Source organism: Eubacterium sp. (assembly GCF_057858645.1).
Genome location: NZ_DBLZZO010000021.1, coordinates 1 through 15,484, shown reverse-complemented (window position 1 = coordinate 15,484; position 15,484 = coordinate 1). Strand labels below are relative to the sequence as shown.

General features: G+C 43.4%; 13 protein-coding genes. All 13 read left to right on the top strand.

What is annotated here, in order from left to right:
- The first annotated feature begins 70 nt into the window (after positions 1 to 70).
- The 13 genes from ACZM4J_RS08345 to ACZM4J_RS08285 all read left to right on the top strand — a co-directional run bounded on the left by ACZM4J_RS08345 (position 71) and on the right by ACZM4J_RS08285 (position 15,441).
- Positions 71 to 5,509, top strand: a complete 5,439-nt coding sequence (locus ACZM4J_RS08345) for a SpaA isopeptide-forming pilin-related protein (protein WP_489485973.1) — start codon at positions 71 to 73, stop codon at positions 5,507 to 5,509.
- Between the two features lie 76 nt (positions 5,510 to 5,585).
- The gene (locus ACZM4J_RS08340; protein ID WP_116441961.1) at positions 5,586 to 5,894 is read left to right on the top strand and encodes a hypothetical protein; all 309 of its coding nucleotides are present in this window, start codon (positions 5,586 to 5,588) and stop codon (positions 5,892 to 5,894) included.
- Positions 5,891 to 7,015 carry a radical SAM protein gene (locus ACZM4J_RS08335; RefSeq protein ID WP_161276455.1) on the top strand — a complete coding sequence of 375 codons (1,125 nt, stop codon included), beginning with the start codon at positions 5,891 to 5,893 and terminating at the stop codon, positions 7,013 to 7,015. The genes ACZM4J_RS08340 and ACZM4J_RS08335 overlap by 4 nt, the downstream gene beginning before the upstream one ends.
- The gene (locus ACZM4J_RS08330) at positions 6,996 to 8,057 is read left to right on the top strand and encodes a DUF3991 domain-containing protein (protein ID WP_161276456.1); all 1,062 of its coding nucleotides are present in this window, start codon (positions 6,996 to 6,998) and stop codon (positions 8,055 to 8,057) included. The genes ACZM4J_RS08335 and ACZM4J_RS08330 overlap by 20 nt, the downstream gene beginning before the upstream one ends.
- 12 nt (positions 8,058 to 8,069) lie before the next feature.
- Positions 8,070 to 8,303, top strand: coding sequence for a hypothetical protein (locus ACZM4J_RS08325; protein WP_161276457.1), 234 nt, complete (start codon positions 8,070 to 8,072; stop codon positions 8,301 to 8,303).
- Positions 8,304 to 8,541: 238 nt separating this feature from the next.
- Positions 8,542 to 10,065: a DNA (cytosine-5-)-methyltransferase gene (dcm, locus tag ACZM4J_RS08320; RefSeq protein WP_195191241.1), complete on the top strand. Its 1,524-nt coding sequence runs from the start codon at positions 8,542 to 8,544 to the stop codon at positions 10,063 to 10,065.
- Positions 10,066 to 10,092: 27 nt separating this feature from the next.
- Positions 10,093 to 10,404: a hypothetical protein gene (locus tag ACZM4J_RS08315; RefSeq protein ID WP_118485976.1), complete on the top strand. Its 312-nt coding sequence runs from the start codon at positions 10,093 to 10,095 to the stop codon at positions 10,402 to 10,404.
- Between the two features lie 173 nt (positions 10,405 to 10,577).
- Complete coding sequence (locus ACZM4J_RS08310; protein ID WP_025577448.1) at positions 10,578 to 10,901, top strand: plasmid mobilization protein; 324 nt, start codon at positions 10,578 to 10,580, stop codon at positions 10,899 to 10,901.
- A 3-nt stretch (positions 10,902 to 10,904) separates the two neighbouring features.
- Positions 10,905 to 12,320 carry a relaxase/mobilization nuclease domain-containing protein gene (locus ACZM4J_RS08305; RefSeq protein WP_161276458.1) on the top strand — a complete coding sequence of 472 codons (1,416 nt, stop codon included), beginning with the start codon at positions 10,905 to 10,907 and terminating at the stop codon, positions 12,318 to 12,320.
- Positions 12,321 to 13,274 (top strand): hypothetical protein, encoded by a 954-nt coding sequence (locus ACZM4J_RS08300; protein ID WP_116441969.1) that lies wholly within the window; start codon positions 12,321 to 12,323, stop codon positions 13,272 to 13,274.
- Positions 13,275 to 13,694, top strand: a complete 420-nt coding sequence (locus ACZM4J_RS08295) for a hypothetical protein (RefSeq protein ID WP_116441970.1) — start codon at positions 13,275 to 13,277, stop codon at positions 13,692 to 13,694.
- 10 nt (positions 13,695 to 13,704) lie between these two features.
- Entirely contained in the window at positions 13,705 to 14,868 is a 1,164-nt protein-coding gene (locus ACZM4J_RS08290) for a PcfB family protein (RefSeq protein WP_116441971.1), read from the top strand.
- A gap of 42 nt (positions 14,869 to 14,910) precedes the next feature.
- Positions 14,911 to 15,441 (top strand): type IV secretory system conjugative DNA transfer family protein, encoded by a 531-nt coding sequence (locus tag ACZM4J_RS08285; protein WP_489485967.1) that lies wholly within the window; start codon positions 14,911 to 14,913, stop codon positions 15,439 to 15,441.
- Positions 15,442 to 15,484 lie beyond the last annotated feature (43 nt).

Below are 15,484 nucleotides of genomic sequence, written 5' to 3'. Positions count from 1 at the left end.
AAGATAGAAAATGGAAAGCAGGCTTGTGTGGCCTGCTTTTTTTGACGAAAAAATGAAAAGGAGCAAAGCTATGATGAAAGGAAAAAAGAAAAGGCTGCTGGCTGGGACGCTGGCACTTCTTCTTAGTTGTTCTACGTTACTCAATACAGGGATCACCGCACTGGCTTCTGAACAGTCTGAGGAACATGCACAGATACAGGAAGTAAAACAGGAGGAGGCTGCTTCAGAAACATTACCGGAGTTGGAAGAGGTAAAGGAGCAACTAACAGAAGAAGAACTGGTGTATGCAGAGGACCTTACCATAAAAGCAGGAGAGTCCTTTGACTTGGAAACAGATTACAGGGGTTTTCAGAAAAATGATGAAAAAGTAAAGGTAACGTTTCTGAAAGCAGAAGGGGACTCCGGCAATTCTTTTGATTTCAATACCCCAGGTTCTTACCAGGCATTTTATCGTGTTGATCCGTTAAGCGGAAACCCTTCCTATCAGATTATGAGAAGAATTGTGGTAGAAGCAAGGGAAAACAGTACACAGGAACCCCAGGGAGAAGTAAGCCAGCATACCGAAGATGGCTCCGGTGAGGACGGTGAGGCGGACCCTGACCTGGAGATACCGGAGGTACTGACGGAAGAACCGGAAATGCCAGATGCAGGGGCAGAGTTGATTGATCTGACACCAAAAGAGGATAAGGGAATGTTCTTATCGGTTGTTCCGGCAGCAATGGAGCAGCAAAAAGGAAGCAATGTACATCTGGTACAGGGAGAGAAAATCCCATACCCTTCTAACGTGGGGAACTATTCTACTTCCTATTTCACCGTAAATGGCCATGTGGCATATTGTCTGGAGTCTATGAAGGCTTCCCCGCCGACCTCGGATTATGTAGCCAATGAATTTGAAAGCAACCCGGAATTACAGAAAGTCCTTTATTATGGATATGGCGGTCCCGGGGACATTACTGGGGAGTATATGCCCTCTTTTGACTGGAAGACAAAGTATATTTTTACGCATTTAGCTGCCGCTTATTCTTATTGTGGCACGGACGGTTTTTATGGCTGTACCTTTGAAGATATTAAGGCAAGCGGTGTGTGGGGATATATCCAGCATATTTACAGCCTGGAAGCACCTCCGACAGCAGCAATCACATTGTCCCCAAAGGAAGCAAAGGCTTATGAAAGTGGAAAGGAACAGCGTACCGGAGAATTTACTTTAAAAGGTGACCATAGAAACTATATTACTTTAAAAATGCCAGAGCATGTGACTTATCACAGTGGAAGTACAAAACAGACAGGAACCGTAAAGATCAATGGGAATACCACATTCTATTTCAGTGCTCCCAAAACTGTAACTGGTACATGGAACAGTGGTAAGCTGAAAGGACAAATGGGAACTCAGTGGAAGACCTTAGTATTGTCTACGGGTTCTGGTTCTCAGGATATTGGGTATGGGGCATTTTTTGAAGAAGAAAGTGCTTCTGTGGAATTTACGGTGAAGTGGCTGGACCTGGCAAGGGTAAAGGTAACAAAAAAAGATAAGAACAGTAAAGTAAATCTGTCCGGCGCTGTTTTTGGTATTTATTCAGACAGTGCATGTAAAAACCTTCTTGTACAGATGCCGGCCACAGACAGCAACGGTACTTCTGAGGTGGAAATTCCGAAAACCCAGGATACGGTATATTTAAAAGAAATTTCTGTTCCAGAAGGATATAAGCTGAATACAGAGTCTTTTAACGTGAAGCTGGAAACAGGAAAAACAACTTCTGTTGCAGTGACGAATGAGGAACAGAAAGGAAAAATCACAATCCGTAAAAAAGGTGAGGTTCTGACCGGAGTAACCGGAGAAGAGGGAAACCTGACTTTTGTATATGGAAATGCGGACTTTGCAGGGGCAGAATATAACATTTATGCGGCAGAGGATATTTACAGCCAGGATAAAGTGACGAAGGTGCATAAAGCAGGGGATCTGGTAGAAAGTCTGACAACAGGGGAAGATGGAAGCGCTGTTTCCAAAGAATTGTATCTTGGAAAATATAAGGTTGTAGAACAGAAAGCACCGGAAAATCTGGTGATTGGGAAAACAGAACAGGAACGTACCCAGTTTGTAACCTTGTCCTATGCAGGACAGAATGTAGAGCTATCCCAGGGGGAAACCGTTTTTACCAATGCAAGACCGGAGATTTCCGTAAATGTAGTGAAAAAATCGAAACATGATGATGTTACCCTGGAAGGTGCGACGTTTGGCTTGTATGTAGAAGAAGACCTGACGGCAGCAGACGGAAAGGTCCTTGTAGAAAAAGGAAGCCTGGTGGAACGTGCTGTTTCCGACAGGGAAGGAACGGCTGTGTTCCATGCAGATATTCCTTTGAATTTCCATTACAGCGTGAGGGAAATCCAGGCACCAGATAAGTATTATATGACAGATGAGGTGTATCGTTTCTTCTATGAATATAAAGACGACAGCACCTACACATATACTTTTTCCCATGATTTTAAAAATGAGGAAGTACGGGGAGAAGTTCATGTAAGTAAGATTGACCAGGATTCCCAGGGATTTATTTCTCAGGGTGACGCAACCTTAGTAGGGGCAAAATATGGGTTATATGCTACGGAAGATATTGAACACCCAAATAAGAAAGATGGGATTGTCCATAAAAAAGGGGAACTTGTAGCGCAGGGTACGATTTCCAGTGAAGGAACCGTAGATTTCAAAAACCTGTATCTTGGAAATTATTTCGTAAAAGAAATAGAGCCGGCAGAAGGGTATCTGTTAGATGAAACAGAGTATCCCGTAGAGGTTTCGTATGAGGGACAGGAAGTACAGATTGTACACCGGGAGGTGACTGTAAAGGAAACTGTAAAGAAACAGGCCTTTCAGCTTATCAAGATCTCAGAAGACGGGGAGCAGACAGAAACAGAACTGGTAGAAGGAGCTGGATTTAAGGTATTCCTCATCAGTGAGCTGTCTGGTGTAAAAGACGGAAGTTTGAAGCCGGGAAATGGTTCTTATTATACCCCGGAAGATTTTATCACCTATGATTACAGCAAAGACGAAACCGCTTCTTATTGGGAGAATGGTAAAAAGATTACGGTACCAGAGCTGTTTACGGATAAGAAAGGATATTTAAAGAGTCCAGAACTTCCTTATGGAACCTATGTGGTGTTTGAGTCTACGGTTCCGGAAAATTTAAAAGGGATTCGTCCATTTATTGTACAGATTTCGGAAGACAGCCGGGAACCCCAGGTATGGCGTGTGTTTGATGACCGTCCTTTGCAGTATTACTTCAAGATTGTGAAAAAAGATGCCCAGACGCAGAAGCCGGTGCTGGATAACAGTGCAGCTTATAAGATTTATGATGTGGAAGCAGAAAAATATGTGGAAATGATCGTAAGATATCCAAAAAAAGAAGTGGTATCTGTGTTCAGGACCAACGAAGAGGGATACCTGATTACACCGGAGCAGTTAAAATGTGGCACTTACCGGATTGAAGAAGTGGAAGCACCGGAAAATTATGTACAGGTAGGATTTGAAAATGCCCTCTTAAAAGACGGGAAGGAAGTTCCGCTGAATGAAGTTGCAGACGGAGGAACATACCAGGAGGCAAAGAAAGCGCCGATCACTATTACCGTAGATTCTGATACCGTACACCAGGTAGAGGAGGAAACCGGTAAATTTATTGTTGTCATTGAACAGTATAATGATGAAGCAGTAGGAAGCCTTACAATCCATAAAAAAGGAGAAAAACTTTCTGGTGCTTCTAAAGTAGAAGAAAAGTTCCTGACAAAGATGAAAAACGGTGTAGCAGGTTTCGTAAATCAGGTAAGCAGTTTCTTCACTGGGGAAGAGGTCATGGAAAAAGAGAAAGGTTATGAATTTGACTATGAAGAGGGAAATATGGAAGGTGCAGAATTTGCCATTCATGCAAAGGAAACCATTTATACCCCGGACGGACAGAAAGACGAAGCAGGAAACCGCATTGTAAAATATGAAAAAGATGCCCTGGTAGCCCGTATGGTGACAGATAAAGAAGGAAAGGCAGTCCTGAATAATCTTCCTATCGGAAAATACTATGTAGTGGAAGAAAAAGCAGGTCAGAACTGCGTGCTTGACCCGGAAGCAAAAGAATTTGAAATTGCATATAAGGGACAGGAAGTAGCAGTGGATTATGTAACAATGGAACTTACCAATCAGCGACAGAAAGTTTCCCTTAGTCTTCTGAAGAAAGACGCAGAAACCGGAAAACCGCTGGAAGGAGTGGTATTCGGGCTGTATGCGCAGGAGGATATCAAGAATGCTGCCGGGGAAGTAGTTGTAGAAAAAGATGCCTTGATTGAACTGGGAACAACAGATGAAGAGGGCAAGCTGGTATTTCAGGCAGATCTTCCTCATGGAAAATACTATATTCAGGAAGTAGAGCATAAGCCGGGATACCTGCCAAATGATGAGGTGTATTCCTTTGATGCGTCTTATACAGACCAGACCCTTGAACTGCTCGCTTTTTCAGAAGAAATTTCTAATCAGCCTACCATTACGGAGTTTACGAAAGTAGATTTGACCGGTGGACAGGAAATTGAAGGGGCCAAAATGCAGATCCTGGATCAGGAAGGAAAAGTGGTAGAAGAGTGGGTGTCAAAAAAAGAAGCTCATGTAGTCTACGCACTGGCACCAGGGGAATATATACTGCATGAAGAGCAGGCGCCTACGGAACAGGGATATGTCCGGGCAGAAGATGTGAAATTTGTTGTGGAAGAAACAGGGGACGTACAAAAAGTGAAAATGGAGGACGACCATACAAAGGTTTCTATCTCTAAAACAGATATTACAGATGGTAAGGAGATTGAAGGGGCGAAGCTGCAGATCCTGGATCAGGACGGGGAAGTGGTAGAGTCCTGGACCACAGGAGAAGAACACCTGATTGAGTATCTTCCGGTAGGCACTTATACCCTGCACGAAGAGGCGGCAGTTGACGGATATATTGTGGCCAATGACGTGGAGTTTACAGTAGAAGAAACGGGAGAAATTCAGAAAGTGAAGATGGAAGATGAGCGTGCTATGGGACAACTGGTTATTGTAAAGACTGATACAGACAGTAAAGCAGCTTTAGAGGGAGTAGAATTTGTTCTGCTGGAAAAGGAAACCGGAAAAGAAGTAGGACGTTTGAAGACTGGAAAAGATGGAAAAGCAGTTTCAGAACTACTTCCAATTGGAACTTATGAAAATGGTGTTTTCAAAGAACCGATCACCTATGTGCTGAAAGAAACTGCCACCTTAAAGGGATATGAGAAGACGGAAGAAGAGTGGGAAATCGTATTTACCTATCAGAATGATAAAACACCAGTCATTGAAGTGGTAAAAGAGATCCAGAATAAAAAAATACCAGAAACACCAGGTACCGTAAAACCAGGACCAAAAACGGGTGATGATACAAACTGGTTCCTGCCTTTGCTGGCTCTTGGTGTAAGTGCAGGTATGGTAGCAGGCCTACTTTATTACAGAAAAAGACATAAAAAGGCATAGAAAATAAAAATCAGTTTTTAAACTTGGGAAAGGGCGGCTGCGGCTGTCCTTTCTTTGGCAATATGAGGTGAGAAGCATGGAAGAGAAAAAAAGAATACGGTTTATTGACAGCCATTATCATACCCTGTTCAGCATAGCAGACGGGGACTCCATAGAGATTGTATATCCAGATGGAAAAAGGGAAGAACGGGTTTGTACCTATATTGATGAATACCACACACAGGTAGGGGCAAGGGTGTTCCATATTTGTGAATTTGCAGAAATCATGGAAGCAAATGGAAAATCATATTGCCCGGCAGAATGCAAGGAAAAGGAAGAAAGAAAAGAGGCAGTCAAAGGGGAGAAGAAAACCGGAACTACCCGTATGGAAAGGAGCAGGCGTTGAGGATAGGGATTATAGATGCAGATCTTTTATACCGGAAAAGACACCGGTTTCCTAACTTGGCATGTATGAAACTTTCCGCTTATTGGAAGGAGCAGGGATTTGAAACAGAGCTTCTTTTGGATTATAGCCAGGCAGGGGAATATGACCGGCTCTATGTATCAAAAGTGTTTACGGATACCTTTGTGCCGGAACATATTTTGACGAGGGAAACAACCGTTTATGGAGGGACTGGATTTTTTTACGATAAAGCACCGGTACTTCCAGAAGCGATTGAACACCATACACCGGACTATCATTTGTATGACCAGATGGTAAAAGAACATAGCGAAGGAGAGAAAAAGAAGAAAGAGTTCCAATTTTATACGGAGTATTCCATTGGTTTCCTCACCAGGGGGTGTTTTCGGAAGTGCAGTTTCTGTGTAAACAAAAACAGCACCGGTGCAGCACCAGCAAGCCCATTGGAAGAATTTTATGACCCGTCCAGAAAGAAGTTATGCTTTTTGGACGATAACTTTTTTGCCTGTGCAGGGTGGGAAAAAATCTTTTCCAGTGTCCTGGAAACAGGCAGGCGGTTTCAATTCCGGCAGGGGCTGGATCTGAGGATTATGCAGAAAAGGCAGATGGAACTTCTGGCATCTGGAAAATTGGATAACGGTATGATTTTTGCCTTTGACCATATCAAAGATCAGGAACTTATTGTAAGAAAATTGGAACTTTTGCGGGAAGTGATCCCAGTTTCTTACCAGAAAATTAAGCTGTATGTACTGTGTGGCTATGACTGGGAAGGAACCTGGAAAGCAGATTTTTGGGCAAAGGATATTCGGGACGTTTTCATACGGATTGAGATTTTGATGCGGTATAAGTGCCTGGCTTATTTGATGCGCTATGCCGCATGGGAACGGGCGCCGGAGGTTTATAAGGGAATGTATATCAATCTAAGCCGTTGGTGTAACCAGCCCGCCCAGTATTCAAAAAAGAGCCTGCGGGAATTTTGTACCGGACAGGGAGAGTATAGTTCCTGTTTCCGCTACCTGACTGCTTTTGAAGCTCTGCACCCGGAAATGGCACATTATCTGGATATGAAATATGAAGAGGTGCAGTATGGGAAAATTTACGGCTGAAGAAATTCAGATTGCAAAGGCAGTGGATTTAGTGGATTTGGCGGAGCAGATAGGGATTCCATTGAAAAGGAAAGGCAGGTTCTATCAGGCAGTTGGTATGGACTCTGTGATGATCTTCAACCGGTCTTCCTGGTGCCGGTTTAGCCAGGGGGTAGGTGGCAGCACCATTGACTTTCTGGAATATTTCAGAAACATGGATTTTGTGGAGGCAGTCAAATATCTGCTGGAGTTTGCCGGATATATCCGTACTGAAACCATGCAAAAATTTCAACCGGAAAGACAGGCTGAAAAAATAGAAGAAACAAAACAGAGAAAAGACATACCGAAAGAACCTTTTGTACTTCCTTCAAAATCAGAAACCAGCCGCCGGTTATATGGCTATCTGATAAAACAGCGGAAGCTGTCAAAGCAGATGATTGATTTTTGGGTAAAAAAGGGGATTTTGTATGAGAGCGGAACGTACCATAACCTGGTTTTTGTGGGAAAAGATACGGAAGGTATCCCACGTTTTGCCAGCCAGAGGGGAACCCTGGATAAATATGGAAAACCCTTTAAAGGAGATGTTACGGGGAATGACAAAACTTATGGGGTTAATCTGGTAGACCAAAACAGTGATACGCTCTATGTATATGAGGCGGCCATTGATGCCATGTCCGATATGGAACTGCGGGAAGATTATCAGAACAATATCCTGGTACTTGGAATGCTTTCCGATGGTCCTTTGGAAAAGTTCTTAAAAGATTATTCTCATATCAGGAAGATACAGTTCTGTTTGGATAATGACCTGCCGGGAAGACAAGCGGCAAAAAAATTGGCAAGAAAATATACCCTTATGGAGTATGAGGTTTTTGTACGTCTTCCACCTATGGGAAAAGACTATAATGCTTTTTTGCAGTATAAAAAGGAAAACCAAGAGCTTTCCAGCCTGGTAGAAAAGGAAAGGCCGCTTCTTACTGAAACAAAAGGGACAAACATACAAAAGATAGAAAAAATGGTAGGACACAGGAACATAGTATCATACCAGATAGCACAGGCAAGATAGGAGGGTATTCTTTTGGAAAATAGCTATGATGAGGAATGTTTCAAAAAATGGGAGATCGACGAATGCGAAGCGGAGATGGAAAAAGTAGTGCAGTGGATAGGAAAGAGGAAACTGCATGGACGTGTACGGGTTGCGTTTATCGAAGAGAGCTATGAGCGGCAGGGATACCGCATGGGGATACCCAAGCAGGCGTATGTGTCCAGGGTGCTGGCAAACATCAGAAAAAGAGCGGTAAGAAAGAAATAACCAATCCGAAAGTGGGAGTGTTAGGAAAGGAGGTGGTGCAGACCAACAGAATTTTTGACAGAAGGATAAACTCTGGATACGGGAAGGGGTGATTCTATGATTGTAAGGTAATGCCAGATGGATATTTCGTTTGTAGCTGTGGATTTCTCATGAAGACTATAAAAAATTTAGGAGACAGGAGGAAATAAGTGAGTAATCCTAGGTAAAATGTGTAGCTACACCTCATGAAATATGAGGAATGAAATATAGTTTGGTGAATTTTTGTGAGTTTGATAAATATGCAGCAAAGAGTTATTGTGCGATTCATGGTACAAGTGAAACATTGAATCTGGGAGATATTACAAAAGTGGACGAAAGGGAGATTGAACCGTTTAACATGATCTGTGGAGGAAGCCCCTGTCAGGATTTTTCCCTGGCAGGCAAGCAGGCAGGCGCGGTTTGGAAATGCCGAAGCTGCGGGTATGAGTATAACCCTCTGCAGGTACATTATTCCAAAAGGGACGCCTGCGGCATGTGTGGTTCCCATGATATTGATAAAACACGTTCTTCCCTTCTGGTGGAGTGGCTCCGTATGATACGGGGTGTCAAACCAGTATGGGGAATTTACGAAAATGTAAAAAATATTGTAGGAAAAAAATTCCGGGATACCACATTCCGGTTGTTTGAAGAAGAACTGCATGAATACGGATACCACACCTATTGGAGTGTTCTTAATGCAAAGCATTATGGAATACCACAGAACAGGGAACGGGTATATCTGATTTTGATACAGAAGGAAATGGATAATGGAACATTCCAGTTTCCGGAACCGCTGGAGTCCTTCCAGTGCCTTATGGATATTCTGGAGGATACGGTAGAGGAAAAATACTACTTATCCCAGGAAAAAGTACGCCGCTTGATTGAAGATATGGAAGAGAGAAAAGCGCTTTTGTTTGAGCCGGACGAAAAAAGCCTGAAGGCTTTTCGGGAAAACCGGGTAAAACGGGCCGGAAATATCAAAGGGGTGTTTGAACAGACTGGACGGGTTTATCTGCCAGACGGGTGCTGCCCTACGGTAACTGCCTGTGGTGGTGGCGGACAGCAGCCCAAAATTCTTCAAGTGGGAGATATTCATACCGGCTATGGTTCAAGCGGGGTTATTTATTCCCCTTTAGGAAGCAGCGGTGCGGTTTTAGCAGGGCATGACCAGCCAAAGATTGTAGAAAAATATCCAGGAGCAATCCGGGGCAGGTATGATCGGGAAGGCCGGATTGTGCAGACTTTGGAACTGGGAGAAAAAGAAGTCTGCCATACCCTTACTTCTGTGCAAAAAGATAATATCATTCTGGTACGTCAAAAGACACAGAAAGGTTATGAGGAATGTTTGGAAAATGGTGTTGTAAATCTTAGTTATCCGTCTGTGGAAAAACGGGGAAGGGTACAGGAGCATGGGGAACTCTGCCCTACGCTTACGACATCAAATGGAATACACCGCTTAGAGTCTTTGTTCCGTATCCGGAGGCTGACACCTTTAGAATGCTTCCGGCTTATGGGCTTTTCCGATGCGGATTTTTGGAAAGCAAAAGAAGCAGGCATAAGTAACAGCCAGCTTTACAAACAGGCAGGAAATTCCATTGTTGTTGATGTGCTGTACTATATTTTTCTGGAACTATACAAAGCCATGCCATATCTGTTTGAGGATATCCGGCTTTCTTCCTTTTTCAGTGGGATTGGAGCTTTTGAAAAGGCATTGGAGCGTTTGGAAGAACAGGTAAACCAATAATTTCATAAGAGAAACCCAAAGCGGCAAATGGTCCATAGAGAGTCTTCCCATACTTGTTGGAAAGAGAGAAATTGCGGAAGAAGAAGCAGCCTGCAAGGAGTCTGTGCAAAAGGCGTTGATAGCAGAATGGAAGAACTGCTGTCACATCAGACACAGGAGGCTGGCAGATTTGCTAACAGAACTGGGGTTTTGTTAGCAGAAATAGAAGTAGGAAGTGGAAAAACCGATAGCAGATGTTTGGAACTGCTATCGGTTTTTCCCTATATGGAACGCAGGTCTGCTATCAGTATCTGCGTTGTGCTATCTATTTTATCCGGGGTATTAGGGGGTGCCCCCTAACAAGATGGGATTTTGTACGGTAAAATCCGTATCTTGCAGAGGACTGGCATAGCCAGTCCGGACACCGGGAAGTTATATGGTGACCGATAGCAGGTCTTAGGAGTTGACAGCAGATAGCGTTGGAGTAGAAATCGGTAGATGAAATATGTGATAAAGATAAGGAAAGGGGGAGCATGAAAAAAGAAACAATGAAATGCAGAAAAGAAATCCGGCTGTACTCATGGGAGTTGGAAGAGTTACAAAAACAGGCAGAAAAGATGGGGCTTTCCGATTCCCAGTACCTTCGTATGCTGATTACCAACCGTCCCAGGGATTACCCGGAAATCCGTCAGGAACTGGAACGCATGAACCAGGAAATCAACCGGATTGGCGTAAACATCAACCAGATTACCCATAACAATAACAGCGCCCTTTATTCCAGGGAAGATAAACACCGTCTGTATGTGTTTTTGAAGCAGATAAAAACACTGGTAAGCCAGGTGCAGGAAAGGCTGTAGGTTATGGCAATTACAAAGTGCCTGCACATGAAACAGGCAAAAACGGGCTATCCGGCAAAACATCTGGCAAACGGTCTTCGCTATATTATGAACCCGGAGAAAACAGAACATGGCCGCTATGTCTGTGGACATAACTGTATTCCTGAACAGGCATTATCCCAGATGGTAGATACCAAACGTCATTTTGGAAAGCTGGATAAAAGGCAGGGCTACCATTTCATTCTTTCGTTTGAGGAAGATGAGGTTTCGGAAGAAGAAGCCTTCCAAGTGGTAGGAGAGTTTGTGACAGAATTTCTTGGGAAGGATTTTGAAGCGGTTTATGCAGTCCATAATGATACGGACCATATTCATGGGCACATTATTTTTAATTCAGTACGCTGTACTACGGGATATAAATACGATTATAAAAACGGGGATTGGGAAAACATCATTCAGCCTCTGACCAACCGGATATGCAGGGAGCATGGTTTATCTGTGCTGGATCTGGAAGAAGCAAAGGAAAAACGCAAACAAAAAGGACAGGAAGAAAAATCTCTTTCTGAACGGGACAGGCGGATCAGAAGAGATGTGGACCAGGCATTACAGGACGCAGGTTCTTATGAGGAATTTCTTGAAAATCTTTCCAGCATGGGATATGAGTTGCGGGGGAGAAAGCGCCTTTCTGTTCGGGAACCCGGAGCAGGAAGGGCAAGGCGGCTTGACCAGCTAGGGGAAGAATATACAGAGGAAAGGCTTCGGCAGCGTTTTGGACGCCTTCCAATCCCGGAAATGACCGGAGAGGAGATACCGGTAGAATGGACGTATGTGTTTATCCCATACCGGGAGCGGCATTTGACCAGATACCAGAAGGAATGTTTTCTTCGCAGGTACCGGCAGGGGAAACCAATGGCAGACTCTAAAACCTGGAAATACAGGGCAGCAATCCATGAATTGAAAAAATTGCAGGAGGAATTTGATTTTCTGGCAGCTTATCGCATACAGGATAAGGCGCAGTTGAAAGCTATTTCTGATGCAACAAAGGAACAGCTTTGGGAAAACAGCAGGGCAAGAAAGCAGCTACGAAAAGAAATGGTTCCTTATGAGGAAATGCTTCTGCTTCTCAATAAGCTGCAGGAAAAACAGATGGAAGCAAAACTTTATCAGGAAGGGTATCAGGAATTTTTTCAAGACCACCAGACATACCAAAACCTTCTTGGGCAGTTAAAAGAAATGGGATATTCCTTGTCTGAGGCAGAACAGACAGACGCTTATTTCTTTGAGAAAGAGGAGCGTTTGCGGATTGAACGGAAAAAAATCTTAAAAGAAAAAAGGATTGCAGAGCGTCTGCATGAAAAAGCAGAAGAAAAAGAAAAGTTGGAAGCACAGCAGAAGGAAAAGAATAGGAAACCGTCTGCGAGGGGCAGAGGAAAAGGAGGGTAAATGACAGTAGAAGGACAACGGTATCTGGAAGAATGCCGGAAAGTTTTAAAAGAAGAACAGATGGACGCAGTTTCTATGGGGCTGGATTTTGGTCTTCCTGTTTCGGATATCCAGAAGGTAGTTAAGAGTAACCAGGAAGCCCCGGTGATGAAAGCAATCATCATAGGGCTTATGGAAGGGATTGGGGAAATCGACTTTTTATGTGAAGGAAATTATAACCAGTTCCAGGTACGGGAAATCGTAGAGGGCTTAAAAAACGGGCTGGATCTGGAAGAGGTGAAAACCTATGCCGGAAATGAACTGCCGGCCAGCCGTATGCGGACCATGCGGATACAACTGGAAGAGTCAAAGGCAAAAAAAGAAGTTCCGAAAGATGAAGAAATGCGTTCTTATATGAAAAATCTTATGGGGATCATGGAACAATCCATTCAGCAGTTTCGGGAAAGCAATGACCGTTTTACAGCCTTGTCTTCTCTGGTAAAGGAGCATGTTGTTGAAGAGAAAAACCAGGAGATTAAAGACCTGTATGAGAACCTGCAATATAAAGATAAAAACATACAGGAATTAAAAGAAAAGCTGGCAAAGAAAGAGCAGGAAATTCAGGATCTGAAAAAAGAAGCAGAAAAATACAGGGAAAAAACAGAAGCTGCTTCCAGGGAAACAAAAGTGGTATTGGAAGAAAAAAGCATACAAACAGCGGAAGGGCTACAAAAAAGTAAGCACCGGCTGCTTGGGATTGCCATGCTTGGGAAAAAAGTACCCAAAAGTGTTGTGGAGAAAATTCTGGAATATAACCTGTCCGCAGAACAGTTGGAAGAAATCCGCCAGTGCGTAGAAAGTGGGCTGGCAGATGCAGAAATTCTTCAGGTGATGGAGAACAGCCCTTCACCAGAGAGAATGAAAAAAATGCGGGAAATTATCCTTTTGATGCGGAAACGGAAGGCGGGTGTGTAAATGGCAGAACTTGAACATGTGGTAAAAACATTTTCCCTTTTGGAAACTGCCGAAAAGGAACAGCCCTTTCTTACCAGGGAGCAGAAACAGGATTTGTACCGTATTGCTTTTCATAAGGAGTCTATGGAAGAGGTAGAAAAAATTATTTTGCAGTTACAGGCGCCTCATGCAGGAAAGGAAGAAAAAGAGCGTATTCTTTATCATTACCTTGAACCGTTTTTTCAGGTTCCGGAAAATATTTTGCAGATTGAGAATTATATTTTTCAGCTTCAGTATATGACCTATGAAAAGGAAAAAGCAAACCACATGCTGGAGACTCTCTTAAAACAGGAAAATATCCAGTATGACCTGGAAGCCATGCTTACAGAAGGAAAAATAAAGGCGGCTGTTCCAGTAAAAAAGGACAGGGCAATGGGATAGGAGGGAGAGCATGAGTGAAATACAAGATGCGGCGCAGATTATTAAAGTTTCCTTTGAAGGCGCAGAAATCATTCTGAAAATGGGAAATACAGGCTGGCAGTTTGTAAAAGATATTTGTGCGGTATTTAAAAAAGTTCTGGATCAGGAAAAACTGTCAGGGAAAACTTCTGTACAAAAGCTCCTGAAAATGGGAGGCGATTTACAGGTTTTCCGTTTTGAAACAAAAGACCTGGAGCGGGTAAAAGCCCTGGCAAATAAGTATGGGATTTTATATTCCATTTTGCCGGATTTAAATGAGAAGGACGGTATGAGTGAAATTTTGTTCCATTCCCAGGCAGCGCCCCGTATTCAGTCCATGATGGCAAAAATTGAACATTCCAATATTGGGACGTTAGATGAATACTATGAAAATGCAGAGCCGGATAAGGTAGAGCAGTTGGTAGAAGAAGTAAAAAAGCCTGCCCTGCCGGAGCCGAAGGAGTGTGAACTGGTTGCGCGGGAGCTGGCGAAAAACCAGGTGGAGAAGATCAGTGATGTCCGTTCCCGTCTGAATATGACCTGGCTTCAGATCTGGCCGATTATCTGCTACATGGAAGAACAGGGGATTTTGGAAAAAGGGAAGGAAGGTACGGTGACACTGACCAGGACACCGGAACAGGTTGAAGAATTGGTAGATTCCCAGCAGTGGAAACAGTTGTTTGGGGAAGAGGAAGCCAAAAGACGCAGCACTGGAAGCAGCCAGGAAACAGAAGAAAAGATGCAGGTCATTCGGCGTATCCAAAAGGAGAAACGGAACAATCCAGGTGTGAATGCCATTACCATAGACCAGAAGCTGGTATATGAAGAAACAGAGCATCATATCAAAACCAGGATTCCGTACCGTAAGAATGAATTTATCTGGCTGGATAAATCGGAAATTAGCTGGATTAATGACCATAAGACGATTTTTGCAGGATTGGAAAAGAAGAAGGAGTATGCAATTTTAGACCTGGAGGACCGTTTTCTTAGAAAAACTTCGGGGGAAGATTTATATAGGGAAAGCTATGACCCGGTACACAGGGAACGTGCCAGACAGGAGCAGGAAAAGATACGCAGAAGAAGGGAGCAGAATTACAGGAAGGCACAACAGAACCTGGAAGCAGGGAGAAGAACCATACAGGGGCAAAGGAGGTAGAGAACCGGAGCAATTCAGAAAAAGAAGAAACAGTCCTGGGGCATGTATCTTATTGGTGGCATAGCTTCCGGCTATGGAGGTTATCTCTTGAACGTGTGTTATCAGCCCGGAAAGGATATCAATTATTTTTTAAACCGTCTGGATCAGGTGATGGCAGCCCCGTTTGCCAATTATTGGAACGAAACTTCCTTAAAAGCAATCATTCTGGGGATTTTTGTATATGTGATCGGTATGGTCATGTATGTAACCAGCCGGAAAAACTATATGCCGGGACAGGAATTTGGTACCGCTGTTTTTGCAGATCCGAAAAAGGTGGCAAAGCAGTTTGCGGATAAAGATGAACACAATAATCTGATCTTATCCCAGAATGTCAGGCTGTCCATGAATACCAGAAAGACCAGGAGAAACCTAAATGTCCTGGTAATCGGAGGAAGCGGCGCTGGAAAAACCTTGTTCATGGTGAAACCCAATCTCCTTCAGTTAAGCAGGGCTTCCCAGATCATTACAGATCCCAAAGGGGGTGCGAAACGTTCCATAGTGAAAAGCTATGGCACGATTGCAACTAATAATTGAATAAAAAAAATAGTAGTAAATCGGAGAACTAAACACACGATAT

Excerpts from the sequence above, each read along its gene's own strand:
- ACZM4J_RS08345 (WP_489485973.1), top strand. The coding sequence starts at position 71 with ATGATGAAAGGAAAAAAGAAAAGGCTGCTGGCTGGGACGCTGGCACTT.
- ACZM4J_RS08340 (WP_116441961.1), top strand. The coding sequence starts at position 5,586 with ATGGAAGAGAAAAAAAGAATACGGTTTATTGACAGCCATTATCATACC.
- ACZM4J_RS08330 (WP_161276456.1), top strand. The coding sequence starts at position 6,996 with ATGGGAAAATTTACGGCTGAAGAAATTCAGATTGCAAAGGCAGTGGAT.
- dcm (WP_195191241.1), top strand. The coding sequence starts at position 8,542 with ATGAAATATAGTTTGGTGAATTTTTGTGAGTTTGATAAATATGCAGCA.
- ACZM4J_RS08315 (WP_118485976.1), top strand. The coding sequence starts at position 10,093 with ATGGTCCATAGAGAGTCTTCCCATACTTGTTGGAAAGAGAGAAATTGC.
- ACZM4J_RS08310 (WP_025577448.1), top strand. The coding sequence starts at position 10,578 with ATGAAAAAAGAAACAATGAAATGCAGAAAAGAAATCCGGCTGTACTCA.
- ACZM4J_RS08305 (WP_161276458.1), top strand. The coding sequence starts at position 10,905 with ATGGCAATTACAAAGTGCCTGCACATGAAACAGGCAAAAACGGGCTAT.
- ACZM4J_RS08300 (WP_116441969.1), top strand. The coding sequence starts at position 12,321 with ATGACAGTAGAAGGACAACGGTATCTGGAAGAATGCCGGAAAGTTTTA.
- ACZM4J_RS08295 (WP_116441970.1), top strand. The coding sequence starts at position 13,275 with ATGGCAGAACTTGAACATGTGGTAAAAACATTTTCCCTTTTGGAAACT.
- ACZM4J_RS08290 (WP_116441971.1), top strand. The coding sequence starts at position 13,705 with ATGAGTGAAATACAAGATGCGGCGCAGATTATTAAAGTTTCCTTTGAA.
- ACZM4J_RS08285 (WP_489485967.1), top strand. The coding sequence starts at position 14,911 with ATGTATCTTATTGGTGGCATAGCTTCCGGCTATGGAGGTTATCTCTTG.